Source organism: Leucobacter sp. CX87, assembly GCF_018682295.1.
In the GTDB taxonomy this organism is placed as follows: Bacteria; Actinomycetota; Actinomycetes; order Actinomycetales; family Microbacteriaceae; genus Cx-87.
The window spans coordinates 99,460-115,442 of sequence record NZ_JAFIRI010000001.1 but is presented as its reverse complement, the minus strand read 5'-3'; the positions used below and the strand labels follow the sequence as shown (position 1 = coordinate 115,442).

At 67.2% G+C, this 15,983-nt stretch carries 16 protein-coding genes; 2 read left to right on the top strand and 14 right to left on the bottom strand.

Annotation, left to right across the window (positions count from 1 at the left end; all coding sequences use genetic code 11):
- The first annotated feature begins 129 nt into the window (after positions 1–129).
- A complete protein-coding gene (locus tag KOE53_RS00520) occupies positions 130–1,914 on the top strand; it encodes a DUF2207 domain-containing protein (protein WP_188044935.1) in 1,785 nt (594 codons plus the stop codon).
- Between the two features lie 100 nt (positions 1,915–2,014).
- Here the strand turns inward: KOE53_RS00520 and KOE53_RS00515 are convergent, their stop codons facing one another.
- From KOE53_RS00515 to lepA, 13 genes are all read right to left on the bottom strand, one after another.
- Complete coding sequence (locus tag KOE53_RS00515; protein WP_188057034.1) at positions 2,015–2,401, bottom strand: DUF5684 domain-containing protein; 387 nt, start codon at positions 2,399–2,401, stop codon at positions 2,015–2,017.
- Positions 2,402–2,442: 41 nt separating this feature from the next.
- The gene (gene era, locus KOE53_RS00510) at positions 2,443–3,366 is read right to left on the bottom strand and encodes a GTPase Era (RefSeq protein WP_188044937.1); all 924 of its coding nucleotides are present in this window, start codon (positions 3,364–3,366) and stop codon (positions 2,443–2,445) included.
- A complete protein-coding gene (locus tag KOE53_RS00505; protein ID WP_188057033.1) occupies positions 3,363–4,688 on the bottom strand; it encodes a hemolysin family protein in 1,326 nt (441 codons plus the stop codon). The genes era and KOE53_RS00505 overlap by 4 nt, the downstream gene beginning before the upstream one ends.
- A complete protein-coding gene (gene ybeY, locus KOE53_RS00500; protein WP_188044939.1) occupies positions 4,685–5,146 on the bottom strand; it encodes an rRNA maturation RNase YbeY in 462 nt (153 codons plus the stop codon). Before ybeY ends, KOE53_RS00505 begins: the two co-directional genes overlap by 4 nt.
- Positions 5,143–6,210, bottom strand: a complete 1,068-nt coding sequence (locus tag KOE53_RS00495; RefSeq protein ID WP_223159817.1) for a PhoH family protein — start codon at positions 6,208–6,210, stop codon at positions 5,143–5,145. Before KOE53_RS00495 ends, ybeY begins: the two co-directional genes overlap by 4 nt.
- Entirely contained in the window at positions 6,200–6,550 is a 351-nt protein-coding gene (locus KOE53_RS00490) for an HIT domain-containing protein (RefSeq protein ID WP_188044940.1), read from the bottom strand. The genes KOE53_RS00495 and KOE53_RS00490 overlap by 11 nt, the downstream gene beginning before the upstream one ends.
- A 10-nt stretch (positions 6,551–6,560) precedes the next feature.
- Complete coding sequence (locus KOE53_RS00485; protein ID WP_188057032.1) at positions 6,561–7,358, bottom strand: hypothetical protein; 798 nt, start codon at positions 7,356–7,358, stop codon at positions 6,561–6,563.
- A gap of 8 nt (positions 7,359–7,366) precedes the next feature.
- On the bottom strand, positions 7,367–8,137 hold the full coding sequence (locus KOE53_RS00480) for a 16S rRNA (uracil(1498)-N(3))-methyltransferase (RefSeq protein WP_188045041.1): 771 nt from the start codon (positions 8,135–8,137) through the stop codon (positions 7,367–7,369).
- A 13-nt stretch (positions 8,138–8,150) separates the two neighbouring features.
- Positions 8,151–9,239, bottom strand: coding sequence for a molecular chaperone DnaJ (gene dnaJ, locus KOE53_RS00475; protein ID WP_188044942.1), 1,089 nt, complete (start codon positions 9,237–9,239; stop codon positions 8,151–8,153).
- Positions 9,240–9,309: 70 nt separating this feature from the next.
- Entirely contained in the window at positions 9,310–10,347 is a 1,038-nt protein-coding gene (hrcA, locus tag KOE53_RS00470; protein WP_188044943.1) for a heat-inducible transcriptional repressor HrcA, read from the bottom strand.
- A gap of 89 nt (positions 10,348–10,436) precedes the next feature.
- Positions 10,437–11,663 carry a radical SAM family heme chaperone HemW gene (gene hemW, locus KOE53_RS00465; protein ID WP_188044944.1) on the bottom strand — a complete coding sequence of 409 codons (1,227 nt, stop codon included), beginning with the start codon at positions 11,661–11,663 and terminating at the stop codon, positions 10,437–10,439.
- Positions 11,663–12,421, bottom strand: a complete 759-nt coding sequence (locus KOE53_RS00460; protein WP_241095579.1) for a DUF1990 family protein — start codon at positions 12,419–12,421, stop codon at positions 11,663–11,665. Before KOE53_RS00460 ends, hemW begins: the two co-directional genes overlap by 1 nt.
- Entirely contained in the window at positions 12,418–14,268 is a 1,851-nt protein-coding gene (gene lepA, locus KOE53_RS00455) for a translation elongation factor 4 (RefSeq protein ID WP_188044945.1), read from the bottom strand. The genes KOE53_RS00460 and lepA overlap by 4 nt, the downstream gene beginning before the upstream one ends.
- A 256-nt stretch (positions 14,269–14,524) precedes the next feature.
- On the opposite strand from lepA, the gene rpsT reads away from it, so the two are divergent.
- Complete coding sequence (gene rpsT, locus KOE53_RS00450; RefSeq protein ID WP_188044946.1) at positions 14,525–14,785, top strand: 30S ribosomal protein S20; 261 nt, start codon at positions 14,525–14,527, stop codon at positions 14,783–14,785.
- Between the two features lie 105 nt (positions 14,786–14,890).
- Here the strand turns inward: rpsT and KOE53_RS00445 are convergent, their stop codons facing one another.
- A complete protein-coding gene (locus KOE53_RS00445) occupies positions 14,891–15,901 on the bottom strand; it encodes a DUF808 domain-containing protein (protein ID WP_188057031.1) in 1,011 nt (336 codons plus the stop codon).
- Between the last annotated feature and the right edge of the window lie 82 nt (positions 15,902–15,983).

Genomic DNA, 15,983 nt, shown 5'->3' with positions numbered 1-15,983 from the left:
AAAACACCGCGACGAGGAAGGCCTGAGAACTAGGCCTCGTCGCGGCAGCTAAGGAGAAGCAGAGCGTGCAGCACATTTCCACTCTAGCACCGCGATCGGCGGCTGACCGTTCCCCAGTACGCTGGGGCCATGTTCGGTCGACTCTTCTCCGCGCTCACGCTCGCCTCAGTGGTGCTGCTCGCCTTCCCGGCAGCGGCGCATGCCGACGTCGAGGACTTCGAGTACGCAAGCTGGGATCAACGGGTCTCCCTCGACCTCGACGCCGAGGGTCGCGCGGTCGCGCAGGTCACCGAGACCATCGTCGCCGATTTCCCCGAGTTCGATCAGAACCGCGGCATGGTGCGCGGCGTGCCCCAGATCTACGACAACGCCCGGCTCTCCCCCAGCAATTTCAACGTCGTGAACGAGCGCGGCGAGCCAGTCCCGTTCACGCTCGACGCAGACGACGATTTTCGGGTGGTCCTCACGGGCGATGACTCGTACGTGCACGGGCTCCAGACCTACGTCATTACCTACACACTGCAGAACGTGATTCACGTGCCCGGTGACGCACCGATCGACGAGTTTTACTGGGATCTCCTCCCCCTGTCGCGCGAACAGCCGATCCGCGAGTTCAGTGCGACGGTCGCCTTTTCACCTCGCCTGGCAAATGCCCTGAGCGGGCCAGCCTCGTGCTACAGCGGTGAAGCCAATTCTACCGCCTCATGCTCTCTCCAGGGGCCACAGCCGACGGCCGACGGCGGCGCGGAGTTCATCCTCCAGCCGCTGGCGCTCCCCGCGAACTCGGGCGTGACGGTCGCGATCGCGCTTGCGCCCGGCACCGTCGTGCAGCCGACGAGTCGTGAGAAGAACTTCGCGACGGACGTCCTGCCGATCGGCATCGGGGCAGGCGGGGTCGGTCTCGCGGCGGCAGCCGGGATCCTCACCGCCCGGCACCGCAAGCGGGCACGCACCGCGACGGGCGTCATCATCGCCCAGTACGACGTGCCGGACTCACTGCCGCCCATACTGGTGCCGGCGATTCTCGAGGGCACCAAGGCGGCGATTCCCGCCGAGTTCATTCACCTGGCCGTACGCGGGGCGATTCGGGTCGAGGACGGCGAGCAGCCGAAGCAACCGGTCTTCCGACTGCTGGACGCGTCGAGGGCCGCCGACCCCCTCGATGCGCGGGCGCTCGTCGAGATCTTCGGCGCCGGCAGCCCCGTCGGCACCGCCCTGCCGCTGCCCAAGTCCGACACCGATTTCTCCTCACGCATGTCCGCCCTCAGCGCGTTCGCCCAGAAGGACGCGAAGCAGCGGGGCCTCTTGGCGGGCCAACGGGCCCCCGGTGCGGCGAGGCTCGGGCTCATCGGCGTCGGCATCGCCCTCATCGGCGTCGCGCTGTCCGCGTTCGGCCTGTTCACGGGCCACATGAATGCGAGCGGCGCCTTCGCGATCAGCGTCTTCGCGCTGATTCTCTCCGCGATTGTCGCCATCGCGTCCTCGATCAAGTGGCCGACGCACACTCCAGCGGGCGCCGAAGCACGAGAGTACCTCTTGGGCGTTCGCGAGTTCATCAGGGTCGCCGAGGCCGACCGGCTGCAGATGCTGCAGTCGTACTCGGGCGCAGATCGTCAGGGCGTCGAGGGCGCTCAGGTGGTACACATCTACGAGCGCCTCCTGCCCTATGCAATGCTCTTTGGCCTCGAGAAGGAGTGGGGCAAGGTACTGCAGCTCGCCTACGAGACCCAGCACACGGCTCCGCTCTGGTACCCGGGGTTTGCACTCGGCAGCCAGAGCTTCGATCAGTCGATCTCGAAGTTCTCGCAGTACGTCGGGTCGTCCGCGAGCTACTCCTCGAGCAGCTCCAGCGGTTCGGGCGGCGGCGGCTTCTCAGGCGGTGGCGGGGGCGGCGGCTTCTCAGGCGGGAGGTAGCCCGCCCCAGCCGCAGAGCCGTTCAGCCCGCCCCGCACATACACGAACGCCCGCCGAGCCCCGAGGGGCCAGCGGGCGTTCGTCGCGCTCGGAGCGGCGCCTACTTGATGCGGCGGGAGTAGGTCGCGCTTCCAAAGCCAAGAATGAGCAGGCCGATCAACGAGAACAGCCACAACAGGAAGAACGAGAACACACCGGACTTCCCAAAACGCTCGCCGAGGCGGAACGCGAGGAAAATACCGAAGATGAAGTTCGCGATGGGCACGAGGTACCACAGCGACATCCAGCCGGAGTACCCCGCGACCTTCACCAAGAAGATCACATTGACGATGGGGATGATCGCGAGGATGCCGGCGTACCCGGCCTTCGTGAAGATCCGCCACATCGCAATCGCGCCGATGACGTAGATCGCGAGCGAAATCACCACGGAAGTGGTGGATCCTGCGACCTCCGCGATGTTGTCGAATATCGTGGTGTTGTAGTCCATGTCTGCCCCCATTGGTTTGGTGTGGTCAGCCTATCGCTTCACTAGAACCCGAGGCGACCCAAGAATTTCGGGTCCCGCTGCCATTCCTTCAGCACCTTAACGCGGAGGGACAGATACACGCGGCGGCCCAGCAGTGCCTCGATCTGGTGACGCGCTTGCTCCCCCACCTGCTTCAGGCGGCTGCCGCCCTTGCCGATGATGATGCCCTTTTGACTGTCACGCTCGACGTAGAGGTTCGCGTAGAGCTCGAGGAGTCCGTCCTCGCGCTCCTCGCGGTCCTCGATCACGACGGCGATCGAGTGCGGCAGTTCGTCGTGGACGCCCTCGAGCACGGCCTCGCGGATGAGCTCGGCGATGCGGTCGTCGTCCCCCTCGTCGGTCATCTGCTCAGCCGGATACAGCGGCGGCGAGACGGGCATGAGCTTCAAGAGCTCGCGCATGAGAATCTCTAGCTGTTCCTGGCCTCGCTCGCTCGAGTCGACCGCCGACAGCGGGATAACCGCGTCCCACTCGCGCAGCGCGTCCACACGGGCGATCTGCTCGATGGACTGATTCATGCTCGCGGTGTCCATCTTGGTGATGATCGCGACCTTCTTCGCGCGCGGGTACTCCTCGAGCTGCTCGCTAATGAAGCGATCGCCCGGGCCGAGCTTCTCATTCGCCGGCACGCAGAACCCGATGACGTCGACATCGCCGAGCGTCGACTGCACGAGCGCATTGAGACGCTCGCCGAGCAACGTCCGGGGGCGGTGGATCCCTGGCGTGTCCACGATGATCAGCTGACCGTCCTCGCGGTGCACGATGCCACGAATCGCGCGCCGCGTCGTCTGCGGCTTCGCGCTTGTGATCGCGACCTTTTCGCCGACGAGCGCGTTGGTCAGGGTTGACTTACCGACGTTAGGCCTGCCCACGAACGAGACGAACCCCGCCCGGTGCGTGGACTCGGGTACTGCGTGTTCCGTCATGATTTTTCCTCCGAGTTCAGGGACTCCCGAAAGCCGTCCCCGTTCGCCTGGTCGTCGCCCACCCATCGTGCGCGCACCGTCACCAGCCTCTGTGTCTTACGTTCTGTCTCCAAGGCGGTGAGCTCGATCCCGGCGAGGACGACCGTGTCCCCTGGTTCGGCAAGCCGACCCAGTTCTTTGGCCACCAAGCCGCCGACGGACTCTACGTCGTCGTCTTCCAGCTCAATGCCGAAGAGTTCTCCGAGCTCGTCGACGGGCAACCGCGCGTTCACGCGGAACTCACCCTCGCCCTCGAGCACGGCGTCCGGTTGTTCACGGTCGTGCTCGTCGCTAATGTCGCCCACGAGCTCCTCGATGAGGTCCTCCAGCGTCACCAGCCCGGCGATCCCGCCGTACTCGTCCACCACGAGCGCCAGGTGGTTCGCCTCCCGCTGCATCTGGCGCAGCAGGTCGTCGCCGCGCTGGAGATCGGGAACAAACACTGCCGGCTTCATAATCCGCGAGACCGCAGTCGTGTCCGCCTCGTCCGGCCGACGCAGCACGAACCCGGCGACGTCGCGCAGGTACGCGACGCCCACAACGTCATCGACGTCGCCCGTGACGACCGGGATCCGGGAGTGGCGTGACGTGAGCAGCTGCTCGAACGCCTCCCGCACCGTCTCCGTGCCGTCGATGGTCACCATGTCGGTGCGGGGCACCATGACCTCGCGCACGAGCGTGTCCCCGAACTCGACGATCGAGTGGATGAGGTCGCGGTCGTCCTCCTCGAGCAGCTCCTGCTCGGCGGCATGATCGACCATCGAGAGCAGCTGCTGCTCGTCGCGGATGCGCGCGCTGCCGGTGCCGCGGGCCGGAGTCACCCAGTCCCCCAGCCGGATCAGTCCGCTCGCGATCGGGCCGAGGACGATGCGCAGCACGCGCACGGTCGGGGCGGTCGCCCGCAGGATCTGGTCGGGGTGGTGCGTGCCGATGCTGCGGGGGCTTGAACCGACGAGGACGTAGGTGACGGCCGTCATAATCAGGGTCGCGAGCGCGAGTGTGACCCACAGCTCCTCGATCGTGTACGCGAGCACGACCGTGATCAGCACGGCAGCGAGCGTCTCAGCAATCACGCGGACGAAGTTGAGCGCGTTGAGGTGCGAGGCCTCGTCGTCGGCGATCGCCCGAATCGCGCGCCCGCTGCCAGCTTGTTCATCGGCGAGGGCGATGAGCTGCGCGCGCGAGCGCACCGAAAGCGCTGCGTCGGTCGCCGCGAGCAGTCCGCCAACGGCGAGCAGCACCACTGCCGCCGTGACGAGCAGCGCGAGCACTGCGCCGCTCACTTGCCCCGCTCGCTCATCGCAAAGCTCAACAGAATGTCCCGCTGGAGCCCGAACATCTCGGCCTCTTCCTCGGGCACCGCGTGGTCAAAGCCCAGCAGGTGAAGCACCCCGTGGGTGAGGAGCACGTTGATCTCCTGCGCCGTCGAGTGACCCGCCGCGACCGCCTGCGTCTCGGCAACCGACGGGCAGATCACGATGTCACCTAAGAGGCCCGCCGGGGTCGGCTGGTCGGCGCTGCCCGGGCGCAACTCGTCCATGGGGAAGCTGAGCACGTCGGTCGGGCCGGGCTCATCCATCCATTGCACGTGCAGCTGCTCAATGGTCGCCTCGTCCACGAGCAGGATCGCGACGTCCGTATCGGGGTGGACGTGCATCGCGCCCATCGCGAAGGTGGCAAGGCGCTGGAGGCCCGCCTCGTCGACCTCGTAGCCGGATTCGTTGTTGATCTCGACGCTCATCGCGGACGCTCCTTGGTTGCTGCTGTGTCAGGCGAGGCCTGGGAATTCTGCCGCGCAAAGCGCTTGGCCTGTTCAATTTCCTCGTACGACGAGTACGCGTCGACGATGCGCCCAACGAGGCTGTGCCGCACGATGTCGTCGCTCGTGAGGTTCGTGAAGTGCACGTCGTCGACACCCTCCAGGATCCGGGTGACGACGCGCAACCCACTTGCCGCGAGCGGCAGATCGACCTGGGTGATGTCACCGGTGACGACCATCTTCGAGCCGAAGCCGAGTCGGGTGAGGAACATCTTCATCTGCTCGGGCGTCGTGTTCTGCGCCTCGTCGAGAATAACGAACGACTCGTTCAGCGTGCGCCCGCGCATGTACGCGAGCGGGGCGACCTCAATCGTGCCGCTTGCGAGCAAGCGGGGCACGAGGTCCGGGTCCATCATCGCCCCGACTGCGTCAAAGAGCGGGCGCAGGTACGGGTCAATCTTGTCCTCGAGCGTGCCGGGGAGGTACCCCAGGCGCTCACCGGCCTCGACGGCGGGCCGCGTCAGGATGATCTTCGCGACCTCGCGGCGCTGCAGAGCCTGCACTGCCTTCGCCATCGCGAGATAGGTCTTGCCCGTGCCGGCCGGGCCGATGCCGAACACGATGGTGTTCCGGTCGATCGCGTCGATGTACTCGCGCTGGCCCTCGGTCTGCGGGCGCACAGACTTTCCGCGGACCGTCAGGATCGGCTCCGACAGCATCTGCGCCGCGTTCGTCCCCTCGTGCTCATGGACCATGCGGGACACCTCTCGGACATCGTGGCTGTTGACCGGGCCGCTGCGCCGGGCGACCTCAAGAATTTGTTCGGTGACGCGCTCCGCGGCGCGCACCGCGGAGGCGGGGCCGCGCAGGGTGAGTACGTAGTCGCGGACGTGGAACTCCACCGCGGGATGGTTGGCCTCAAGCTCAGCGATCAGGCGATCGCGGTGCCCCAGGAAATCCGCCACGTCGACCCCGGTGAGCAGAAGCGTGCGACTGAGTAGCGGGTCGCCAATGTGCGACCCCGGTGTGACGGCGTCACGACCCAACGAGGCTCCGTTCTTCGAGCCCGCCGGCGAGCACGTGGGCGTGCACGTGGAAGACCGTCTGCCCGGCGTTCGCGCCCGAGTTAAAGATCATGCGAAAGTCGCCGTCTGCGTGCTCGGCGGCGAGCCGCTGAGCGACCGTGACTATCTCGGCGAGCAGCGACGGATCGCCCGCTGCGAGCTCAGCGACGTTGGCGTACTCGGTCGTCTTCGGGATCACCAGCAGGTGCACGGGTGCCTGCGGAGCGGCGTCGGGGAACGCGATGACGCGCTCCGTCTCCGCAAGGATCTTCACGGGGATCTCGCCCGACACAATCTTGCCGAACACCGTCTCTTCTGCCATGCCGTCCAGTCTATCGCGCGGGCCCGGGAAACTGCCGCTCTCCCGCCGGGGTCGCCGCCACGATGTTGCGTCGACCGAGGCCGGTGAGCGCAAAGTCGTAGGACTCGCCAACCTGGATCGCCTCACGCACCTGGACATCCCAGAAGTGCCCTCGGAGGGAGTCCTTCGAGATGCGAAAGCTGCCGCAGCTCGACTCGACGCGTTGCTGATACCCGGCATGGCGCGCTCCCGGAGTCCGAATATGCTCATTGGAAGACACGAGGCAATTCGCTTCTGCCGACGGTACAAACTGGCCGACGCCCATGACCACGAGCATCGCCCCCATGGCCGCGAGCACGCCCCAGCTCAGCCAGTGCCGCCAGGTGATCCGGACCCGACGCTTCCGGCTCGGCGGCCTCCGCGCCCGGGTGACGACCAGCACCGCGGTGCTCGCCGTCACGATCGTCACGATCAGAAACGCCAGGCAGACCGGCAGGATCCTGCCCGCACCAAATCTCGCGGCCACCAAATTGAACGCCGCAAACGAGAGAAACGAGGAGACCGCCGACGTGGAGAGGAGCAAGAACCAGCACCGGACAAACTTCGGTTGCCGCTGGGTACGCCAGACGAAGGTCAGCCCGCCGGCCGCCCCGAGCAGGGCAAACGCCGCCACCGCCGCCGCGCGCCCGAAGGTCAGCGTCTCCGGGTGCCCCAGCGCCGCTGACCAGACCCAGATGGGGCCGACCCAGCCAGCCGCCGCGAGGAGCCCGACGAACCCGAGAGTGAGCTTCAGCTCACGGCTCCACGGTCGGCGTCGTCGCCTCGCCACCGCTCGCGCTACCAGCGTCCGAGCGCGACATTCACGATGGCTAGGGCCGCCGGTCCCGCGCTCGACGTCCTCAGCACCGTCGATCCCAGCAGCAGGATCTCGGCACCCGCGCCGGCAAGCCGGTCGATCTCGGCGTCGCTCAGGCCGCCCTCGGGGCCGACCACGAGGTAGATGTCGCGCGGATCCTGCCCCGAAATCTCGGCGGCCCACGAGCTCAGCGTGCGCTCGCCTCGTGGGTGCAGGACGACGACGTTCGACTCGCCCGCGGCGAGTTCACACAACTCAGCCATGAGCAGCGGCTGGGTGACCTCTGGAATGTGCGCGCGCAGCGACTGCTTGGACGCCTCGCGCGCGATGCGTTGCCACTTGGCGACGCCCTTCGCGACGTTCTCATCGCCGTTTGTGCCCTTGCCCCGCCAGCGCGAGATCGTGTACGCGGACTCCCAGGGTGCAATGGCATCGACACCGAACTCGGTCGACTGCTCGACCGCCCGCTCGGCGCGGTCCCCCTTCGCGAGGGCCTGGACGAGCACAACGCGACGCTCAGGGCGCTTTTCGCGCCGAACGGACGCCACGCGCACGGTGAAACGCTTCTTCTCGGCGGTCTCGACGACACCGCTCGCGATCACGCCCGCGCCGTCACCGATCAGGATCTGCTCGCCGACACGCAGCCGACTCACGGCGACCGCGTGGCGCGCTTCTTCCCCGGTGACCTCAAGGAGACCGCCGGGGGCAAAGTCCGAAGCGCTTGCCGTGTCGGTGAAGTACAGGTTCGCCATCTCGAGCTCCGGCCTAGCGGAAGAAGCGGTCGCGGATCTTGCCGAAGAGTCCCTGCTGGAACTCGCCGAGCTTGGGCCCGTCCTCCTTGCGGAGCGCGGCAAGCTGGTGCACGAGGTCCCGCTCGCGGGAGCTCAGCTTCGTCGGGGTGATTACCTGGATGGCCACCTTGAGGTCGCCGCGCGCGGTGCTGCGGAGCTTCTGCACACCGCGGGCGCGGACCGTCATGATGTCGCCCGACTGCGAACCCGGGGCGATCTCGAGCGAGATGTCGCCGTCGAGACCCGGCACCGTCGCGGTGGCGCCGAGGATCGCGTCGGTCATCTGCACCTCGAGGGTGCAGAGCAAGTCATCGCCCTCCCGGCTGAACACGTCGTGGTGGGCCACGCGGAACTCGATGAACAGGTCGCCGTTCGGGCCACCCGCGGGGCCGACCTCGCCGCCGCCGCGCATCTGCATGCGGGTGCCCGTCTCGATGCCCGAGGGGATGTCGACGGTGATGGTGCGGCGCTCGCGCACGCGGCCCTGCCCGCCGCACTCCACGCAGGGGTGCTCGATGATCGTGCCATGCCCGCGGCACGATCCGCAGGGGTGGTTCGTGACGACGTTGCCGAACAGCGAACGGACCTGGCGCTGGACCGAACCGGAGCCGTGGCAGACGTCGCAGGTGGTGGGCGAGGTGCCCGGCTGGCAGCAGCTGCCGTTGCAGGTGCCACACAGCGCCGCGGTGTCGACCGACAGCTCGCGCTGCACCCCGAACATGACGTCCTCGAGGGTGACATCGACGCGAATGAGCGCGTCCTGCCCGCGTTCGGTGCGCGAGCGCGGGCCCTGCTGCCCGCCGAAGCCGCCCCCGAAGAAGGTCTCGAAGATATCGCCGAAGCCTCCGGCGTTTCCGCCCTGCCCGCCCATGTCGTACTGCTGGCGCTCCTGCGGGTCACTGAGCACATCGTAGGCGTGAGTGACCGCCTTGAACCGCTCGGATGCCTCGGGGCTCGGGTTCACGTCGGGGTGCAGCTCGCGGGCGAGCTTGCGGTACGCCTTCTTGATCTGCTCGATGCTGGCGTCGCGCTCGACGCCCAAGGTCTCATAATGGTCGACCACTGCTGGCGACTCCTTCAGGTGTGTGTTTCGGTCAATTCAACGATGCAGAGGGGAATCTCGGGGCAAGGCCCTAGGTGCCGCTCCCCAGCATCCGGTTCAGGTAGCGGGCGACAGCGCGCACCGCGGTCATGTTGCCGGCGTAATCCATGCGCATGGGGCCAAGCACCCCGATACGCGACACCGAGTCGCTGGACGACTCGTAGCTGGACGCGATCACCGCGGTGTCGGGCAGTCCGTACTGCAGGTTTTCGCGGCCGATCGAAGCGGTGACTTCGCGACCGTCGCTCGTGAGTTCCCCGAAGAGGCGCAGCAGGGTCACCTGCTCCTCAATCGCCTCGAGGACCGCCGGAAGCCCGCCAAAGCTCTCCCCCGGCTTCGTGAGGTTCGCTGTCCCCGAGAGCGCGATGCGGTCGGTGCGGTTGGACTGCAGCTGGCCGATCAGCACCCCGAGCACCGTGCCGACGAGCTCGGCCTCCTCTGGCCTCGCCCAGTCGTCGCAGCTGGCGAGCAACCGCGCCGCGGCGCCGGCCGCCTGCTCGATGTCCAGCCCGATCAGGGCCGGGGTGATCCGGTCGCGCACGCCGTGCACCCAGGCCTCGGTGACCTGCGCGCCCGGGAGGCGAGCAATCTGCTGCTCGACGACGCCGGTCCCCGTGATGAGGACGCACAACACCCGATCCTCGGCGACCGCCACAAGCTCGATATGCCGCACGACCGCGCGCTTGAGCGACGGGTACTGCACCACTGCAACCTGATTGGTGAGCTGCGCGAGCAGGCGAACCGTGCGGGCGAGGGCGTCGTCAAGGTCGCTCGAATCATCAAGAAAGCGCTCAATCGCGGTCCGCTGCGCCTGGCTCAGCGGCCGCAGGTCGCGCAGCGTGTCGACGTAGAGCCGGTACCCCTTGTCGGTGGGCACCCGACCGGACGAGGTGTGCGGAGCCGCGATCAGCTCCTCCTCCTCGAGTAGGGCCATATCGTTGCGAATGGTCGCCGCCGAGACGCCGAACTGGTACCGATCGACCAATGCCTTCGAACCAACGGGCTCGTGCGAGACGACGTAGTCGCCCACGATGGCGTGCAGCACAGCCAAGCTGCGTTCCGAGACCATTCGCCCCCCCCCTTCGATTACTGGCACTCTCGTTGCCGGAGTGCTAAAAGCCTAGCGCAGAGCTCCCCAGAAAAGCTGAAGCGCACCCACTAAGCACCGAGGAGGCGATGCACGACGATATCCGCCAACAAGCGCCCACGCAGCGTCGGTACCACTCGACCGGCAAACGCGGCCGCGGGATCCACGAGTTCATCGGCAATGAGCCCGGCAACTGCCTGGCGCCCGGCCGCATCGAGGGCGCTCACGGGCAGCCCGTCGCTGATGCGAGACTCGAGCAGCACGCGCTCGGTGCGCCGCGCCTCGTCATCGAGCAGCTCGCGGGCGTGCGCCGGCGAGACACCGCGGGCCATCCGCTCGGCGTAGGCCGCCGGGTGCTTGACGTTCCACCACCGAACCCCACCCACGTGGGAGTGCGCGCCGGGGCCCGCGCCCCACCAGTCCTCACCCGTCCAGTACGACAGGTTGTGCCGCGAACGGAATTCGGGGCCCTTCGCCCAGTTCGACACCTCGTACCAGCTGAAGCCCGCGGCGCCGAGGCGCGCGTCAGCCAGCTCGTACATCTCGGCGTGCAAGTCGTCGTCCGGGGCAGCCACCTCGCCGCGCTTAATGCGCGCCGCGAGCTTCGTGCCGGCCTCGACGATCAGCGCGTACGCCGACAGGTGATCGGGCTCGAGCGCGATCGCCGCGTCGAGCGAGCGCTCCCAGTCCTCGATCGTCTCCCCGGGGGTGCCGTAGATCAGATCGACGCTCACCTGGAGGCCGGCCTCGCGCGCCCACCTGGTCACGAGCGGAAGCCGCTCGGGCGAGTGCGTGCGGTCGAGGGTCGCGAGCACGCTCGGCACCGCCGACTGCATGCCGAAGCTCACGCGGGTGAAGCCCGCTTCCTTGAGCTCGACGAGGTACGCGGCGTCGACCGAGTCGGGATTCGCCTCGGTCGTGACCTCCGCGCCATCGGCAATGCCCCACTCGGCCCGGATCCTGCCGAGCATTTTGCCCAGGTCGGACGCGGGCAGCAGCGTCGGGGTGCCGCCGCCGAAAAAGACGGTGGAGGCGGCGCGCTCGGGCAGGCCCGCGCGGCGGAGGACCTCGGCACCGAGGGCGAGCTCGCGCTGCACCTCGTCGGCGTAGCTCTCTTGGGTCGTGCCGCGCAGCTCGCTCGCAGTGTAAGTGTTGAAGTCGCAGTAGCCGCAGCGGACGCGGCAATAGGGCACGTGCACGTAGACGCCGAAGGCGCGCTCGCGGGCGCCGGCCAGCACGCTCGCGGGCAGCGAGCCATCTTCCGGAGCCGGGATACCGTCGGGCAGGACGCTCGGCATCAGTTCACAGCGTCGAGCGTGCCGGAGTCGTCGCCGTCATCGTTTACTGCGGGCTCGGATGGCGCGTCCTCGATCGCCGTCGTCTGCCCGGCAGCCTCAGGAGTCGCGTCTGCCTCGGCGCTCGCGGCGGCTGCCGGCAGCAGCGCACGCAGCTGATCGCGCGCGGACTCCATCGCCTTCTTGAGCTGCGTACGACCCTTGATGCCCAAGAGGCCAGATTCGGGCGCGACGAGGAACCCCCGCACGGTCGCCCAGACCGAGTCGTCCTCGCGGAACTCGACGCAGTAGAGGGACTCGCCGATCGCGCCGGAATCGTCCATGGAACCGACCGCCAGGCCGATCCTGCGCGGTTCGTTCACGACGTAGACCACGCGAATCTTGCGAGCCTCCTGGCCGCCCCCGCCCAGGCGGGCGGTGGTGCCGGCGGTGATGTAGGGCTCGCCATCCGGGCCGAAGTTCTGCTCGGCGCTGCCCGGGGTGACCGGGGTGCCCTGGGCGTCGAACTCGATCCCGGAGTAGGCGCCGCCGTCGCCGACCACGACCTCCTCGACCACGAGGCCGGCGCCACGCGCGGCGCCCCAGGTCATGAGCGCGCTCGAGGCGATGGTGAAGCGGTCCTGGCCGCTGCCCAGGCGGACGGAGTCCTCAAACGGCGTCGTGCCCTCGGGCGGGAACCGCATGAGGTCTGGGGCGTTCGAGGCTCCCACGGACGCGTACGTCGCGGGGACCTCAATGTGACTGGCTCGTCGCTGGGTCAATTTTTGACCTCCTTGCCCTCCGTGTCGCCCGAGAGGGCGGCAATGAACGCTTCCTGAGGGACCTCGACGCGGCCAACCATCTTCATGCGCTTCTTGCCCTCCTTCTGCTTCTCGAGCAGCTTGCGCTTGCGGCTGATGTCGCCGCCGTAGCACTTGGCGAGCACGTCCTTGCGGATCGCGCGGATCGTCTCACGGGCGATGATGCGGGCGCCGATCGCGGCCTGGATGGGCACTTCGAACTGCTGACGCGGGATGAGCTTGCGCAGGCGCTCAGCCATGAGGGTTCCGTAAGCGTAGGCGCTGTCGCGGTGCACGATCGCGCTAAACGCGTCAACCGCTTCGCCCTGCAGCAGGATGTCGACCTTGACGAGGTCCGCCTCCTGCTCACCCATGGGCTCGTAGTCGAGGCTCGCGTAGCCCTGCGTGCGACTCTTCAGGTGGTCGAAAAAGTCGAAGACGATTTCCGCGAGCGGCATTGAGTAGCGCAGCTCGACGCGCTCGCCAAGGTACTCCATGCCCATCAGGGTGCCGCGGCGGCTCTGGCAGAGCTCCATGATCGTGCCGACGTAGTCCTTGGGGGCCAGGACCGCGACGCGCACGACCGGCTCCCGCACGCTCTTGATCTTGCCGTCGGGGTACTCCGAGGGGTTCGTCACCGTAATCTCGGCGTTGTCCTCACGGGTGACCTGGTAGACGACCGAGGGGGCCGTGGCAATCAGGTCGAGATCGAACTCGCGGCGCAGACGCTCCGTGACGATCTCGAGGTGCAGGAGGCCGAGGAAGCCACAGCGGAAGCCGAAGCCGAGCGCGACCGAGGTCTCGGGCTCGTACTGCAGCGACGCGTCCGAGAGCTTGAGCTTGTCGAGCGCCTCGCGCAGCACCGGGTAGTCCGAGCCGTCGATCGGGTACAGGCCCGAGAAGACCATTGGCTTCGGGTCGGTGTATCCGTCGAGCGCCTCGGTGGCGGGGTTGCGGTGCGAGGTGATCGTGTCGCCGACCTTGGACTGGCGGACGTCCTTCACGCCGGTGATGAGGTAGCCAACCTCGCCGACCGAGAGCCCCTTCGAGGGCGTCGGTTCGGGCGAGGAGACGCCGATCTCGAGCACCTCGTGGGTCGCGCCCGTCGACATCATCTGGACCTTCTCGCGGGGCGAGATGCGACCGTCGATGACGCGGACGTACGTGATGACACCGCGGTACGAGTCGTACACCGAGTCAAAAATCATGGCGCGCGACGGCGCGCTCTCGTCGCCGACCGGGGCCGGGACCTTCTGCACGACCAGGTCGAGCAGCTCTTCCACGCCCATACCGGTCTTGCCCGACACTCGCAGGATGTCGTCGGGGTTGCCGCCGATGAGGTCGCAGATTTCCTTCGCGTACTTCTCGGGGTCGGCCGCCGGCAGGTCAATCTTGTTCAGCACCGGAATGATCTCGAGGTCGTTCTCCATCGCGAGATAGAGGTTTGCGAGCGTCTGGGCCTCAATGCCCTGCGCAGCGTCGACCAACAGGATCGCGCCCTCGCACGCGGCGAGCGAGCGCGAGACCTCGTAGCTGAAGTCCACGTGACCCGGGGTGTCGATCATGTTGAGCGCGTAGCTCTTACTTCCGACGTCCCAGCCCATGCGCACCGCCTGAGACTTGATGGTGATGCCACGCTCACGCTCGATGTCCATGCGGTCGAGGTACTGGGCGCGCATCTCGCGATCGGGGACGGATCCCGTGATCTGGAGCATACGGTCGGCAAGGGTCGACTTTCCGTGGTCGATGTGCGCAATTATGCAGAAATTGCGGATCGACTCGGGCGCGGTCGCGGCCGGGATCTGGGGGTTCACACTGCGAGGAGACATTGTGGGCCATTATCCCACGCCGACGGAGAAATCCCGCTTCGGCGAGTTTTCTCGGCGCGGGCGGGTCGCGGGATCGAGCAGGCCTTCGTCGTCCGGCGACGCGCAAACCGGGAGAGGTGCGCTCCCGGCCGGATCCTGGTAGGCTGACTTCTTGGACTTGCGTGTGGGCTTGAACCACACATCCCGTACGGTGCCCTCTTCACCAAGCGGATCAACCCGTTTTCACTTCTTTATTACTCAAAGGATTTTACCCAACGTGGCAAATATCAAGTCGCAGATCAAGCGCATCAAGACCAACGCGAAGGCAACGGAGCGCAACCGCGCCGTCAAGAGCGAACTTCGCACCGCGATCCGCGCAACCCGTCGCGCCATCGCCGAGGGCGACAAGGCGACCGCCGAGGCGACGCTGAAGGTTGCAACGCGCAAGCTCGACAAGGCCGTGAGCAAGGGTGTCATCCACCTCAACAACGCTGCGAACCGCAAGTCGGCCCTCGCGAGCCAGGTTGCCGCTCTCTAGCGAGCACCACACGCTTTACCCGAAGGGGCTCCGCTGCGGCGGGGCCCCTTCGTCGTTGGCTGGGCGGTGCGCCGCTCCCCGCAGCGGGCGCACCGCCACGCGAAACTACCTCGCGTCGGTGCTCTCGTCGGCGCTCGCGTCGGCGCTCGCCTCGGTGCCGGAGAGGTTCGCGGGATGCGTCGGCGCAGCACCGCGGCGTGCGCGCGCGAACAGCGACGCCGCACCCACGAGCACGAGGCCCCAGAGCAGGCCGAGCAGCGCCGAACACAGCGTGTCGACGCACCATGCGATGAAGGGGAAATCCTTCAGCGGATCCGTCAGCGTGTGTAGCAGCGCGTAGGGCGCGGTGACGCCCACCTCTGCCAGGTTCACGAACAGGATATGACCGCCCACCCAGAGCATCGCGGCAGCCCCCACCGCGCTGAGCGCCGTGAACACCACCGGCATCGCGTGCACCAGCCCTCGCCCGAATGATCGCGCCGCCGCCGTCCGCTTCGAGCCGAGCCAGAGCCCCACATCGTCCATCTTGACGAGCAATGCGACCGCGCCATAGACCATCACCGTCATGAGCAGCGCCACCACGACGAGGGTCGCCAGGCGAATCTGCCACGAGTCGGAAGCAATACTTGAGAGGGAGATGAGCATAATCTCCGTCGAGAGCACGAAATCGGTACGCACCGCGCTCGCCACGATGCCCTTTTCGTCCGCCTCGGTGCGTCCGGCCACTTCCGCGGCGGTGGTCTCGTGCGTCTGTCCGCGTCGGCTCTGCACCCAGTGCCAGACCTTGTGGGCTCCCTCATACGCAAGGTAGCTGCCGCCGACGAGCAACAGCCACGGGAACACCCAAGGCGCCCAAATACTCAGCAACATCGCCGCGACGACAATAATCGCCTTGTTCACCAGCGAGCCCTTGGCGATTCGCCAAATCACCGGCAGCTCCCGTGCCGGGCGAATTCCCTGCACATACTGCGGGGTCACGGCCGCGTCGTCGATGACGACGCCGGCGGACTTCACGGTCGCTTTTCCTGCCGCCGCAGCGATGTCGTCCATGGACGCCGCCGCGGCGCGAGCGAGCACCGCTATGTCATCGAGAAAGGCAAAGAAACTGCCGGCCATGTTGAGTCCTCTCGCACACGGTGTTGTGCTTGTATGTTTTCACACGTCGGGAGGTCGCGCGCTACGCGACACCGATCAGGCC

Bases quoted from the DNA above. Each gene is read 5' to 3' on its own strand.
- KOE53_RS00520 (WP_188044935.1), top strand. From the start codon at position 130: ATGTTCGGTCGACTCTTCTCCGCGCTCACGCTCGCCTCAGTGGTGCTG.
- KOE53_RS00515 (WP_188057034.1), bottom strand. From the start codon at position 2,401: ATGGACTACAACACCACGATATTCGACAACATCGCGGAGGTCGCAGGA.
- era (WP_188044937.1), bottom strand. From the start codon at position 3,366: ATGACGGAACACGCAGTACCCGAGTCCACGCACCGGGCGGGGTTCGTC.
- ybeY (WP_188044939.1), bottom strand. From the start codon at position 5,146: ATGAGCGTCGAGATCAACAACGAATCCGGCTACGAGGTCGACGAGGCG.
- KOE53_RS00490 (WP_188044940.1), bottom strand. From the start codon at position 6,550: ATGGCAGAAGAGACGGTGTTCGGCAAGATTGTGTCGGGCGAGATCCCC.
- KOE53_RS00480 (WP_188045041.1), bottom strand. From the start codon at position 8,137: ATGGCGAACCTGTACTTCACCGACACGGCAAGCGCTTCGGACTTTGCC.
- hrcA (WP_188044943.1), bottom strand. From the start codon at position 10,347: ATGGTCTCGGAACGCAGCTTGGCTGTGCTGCACGCCATCGTGGGCGAC.
- hemW (WP_188044944.1), bottom strand. From the start codon at position 11,663: ATGCCGAGCGTCCTGCCCGACGGTATCCCGGCTCCGGAAGATGGCTCG.
- lepA (WP_188044945.1), bottom strand. From the start codon at position 14,268: ATGTCTCCTCGCAGTGTGAACCCCCAGATCCCGGCCGCGACCGCGCCC.
- KOE53_RS00445 (WP_188057031.1), bottom strand. From the start codon at position 15,901: ATGGCCGGCAGTTTCTTTGCCTTTCTCGATGACATAGCGGTGCTCGCT.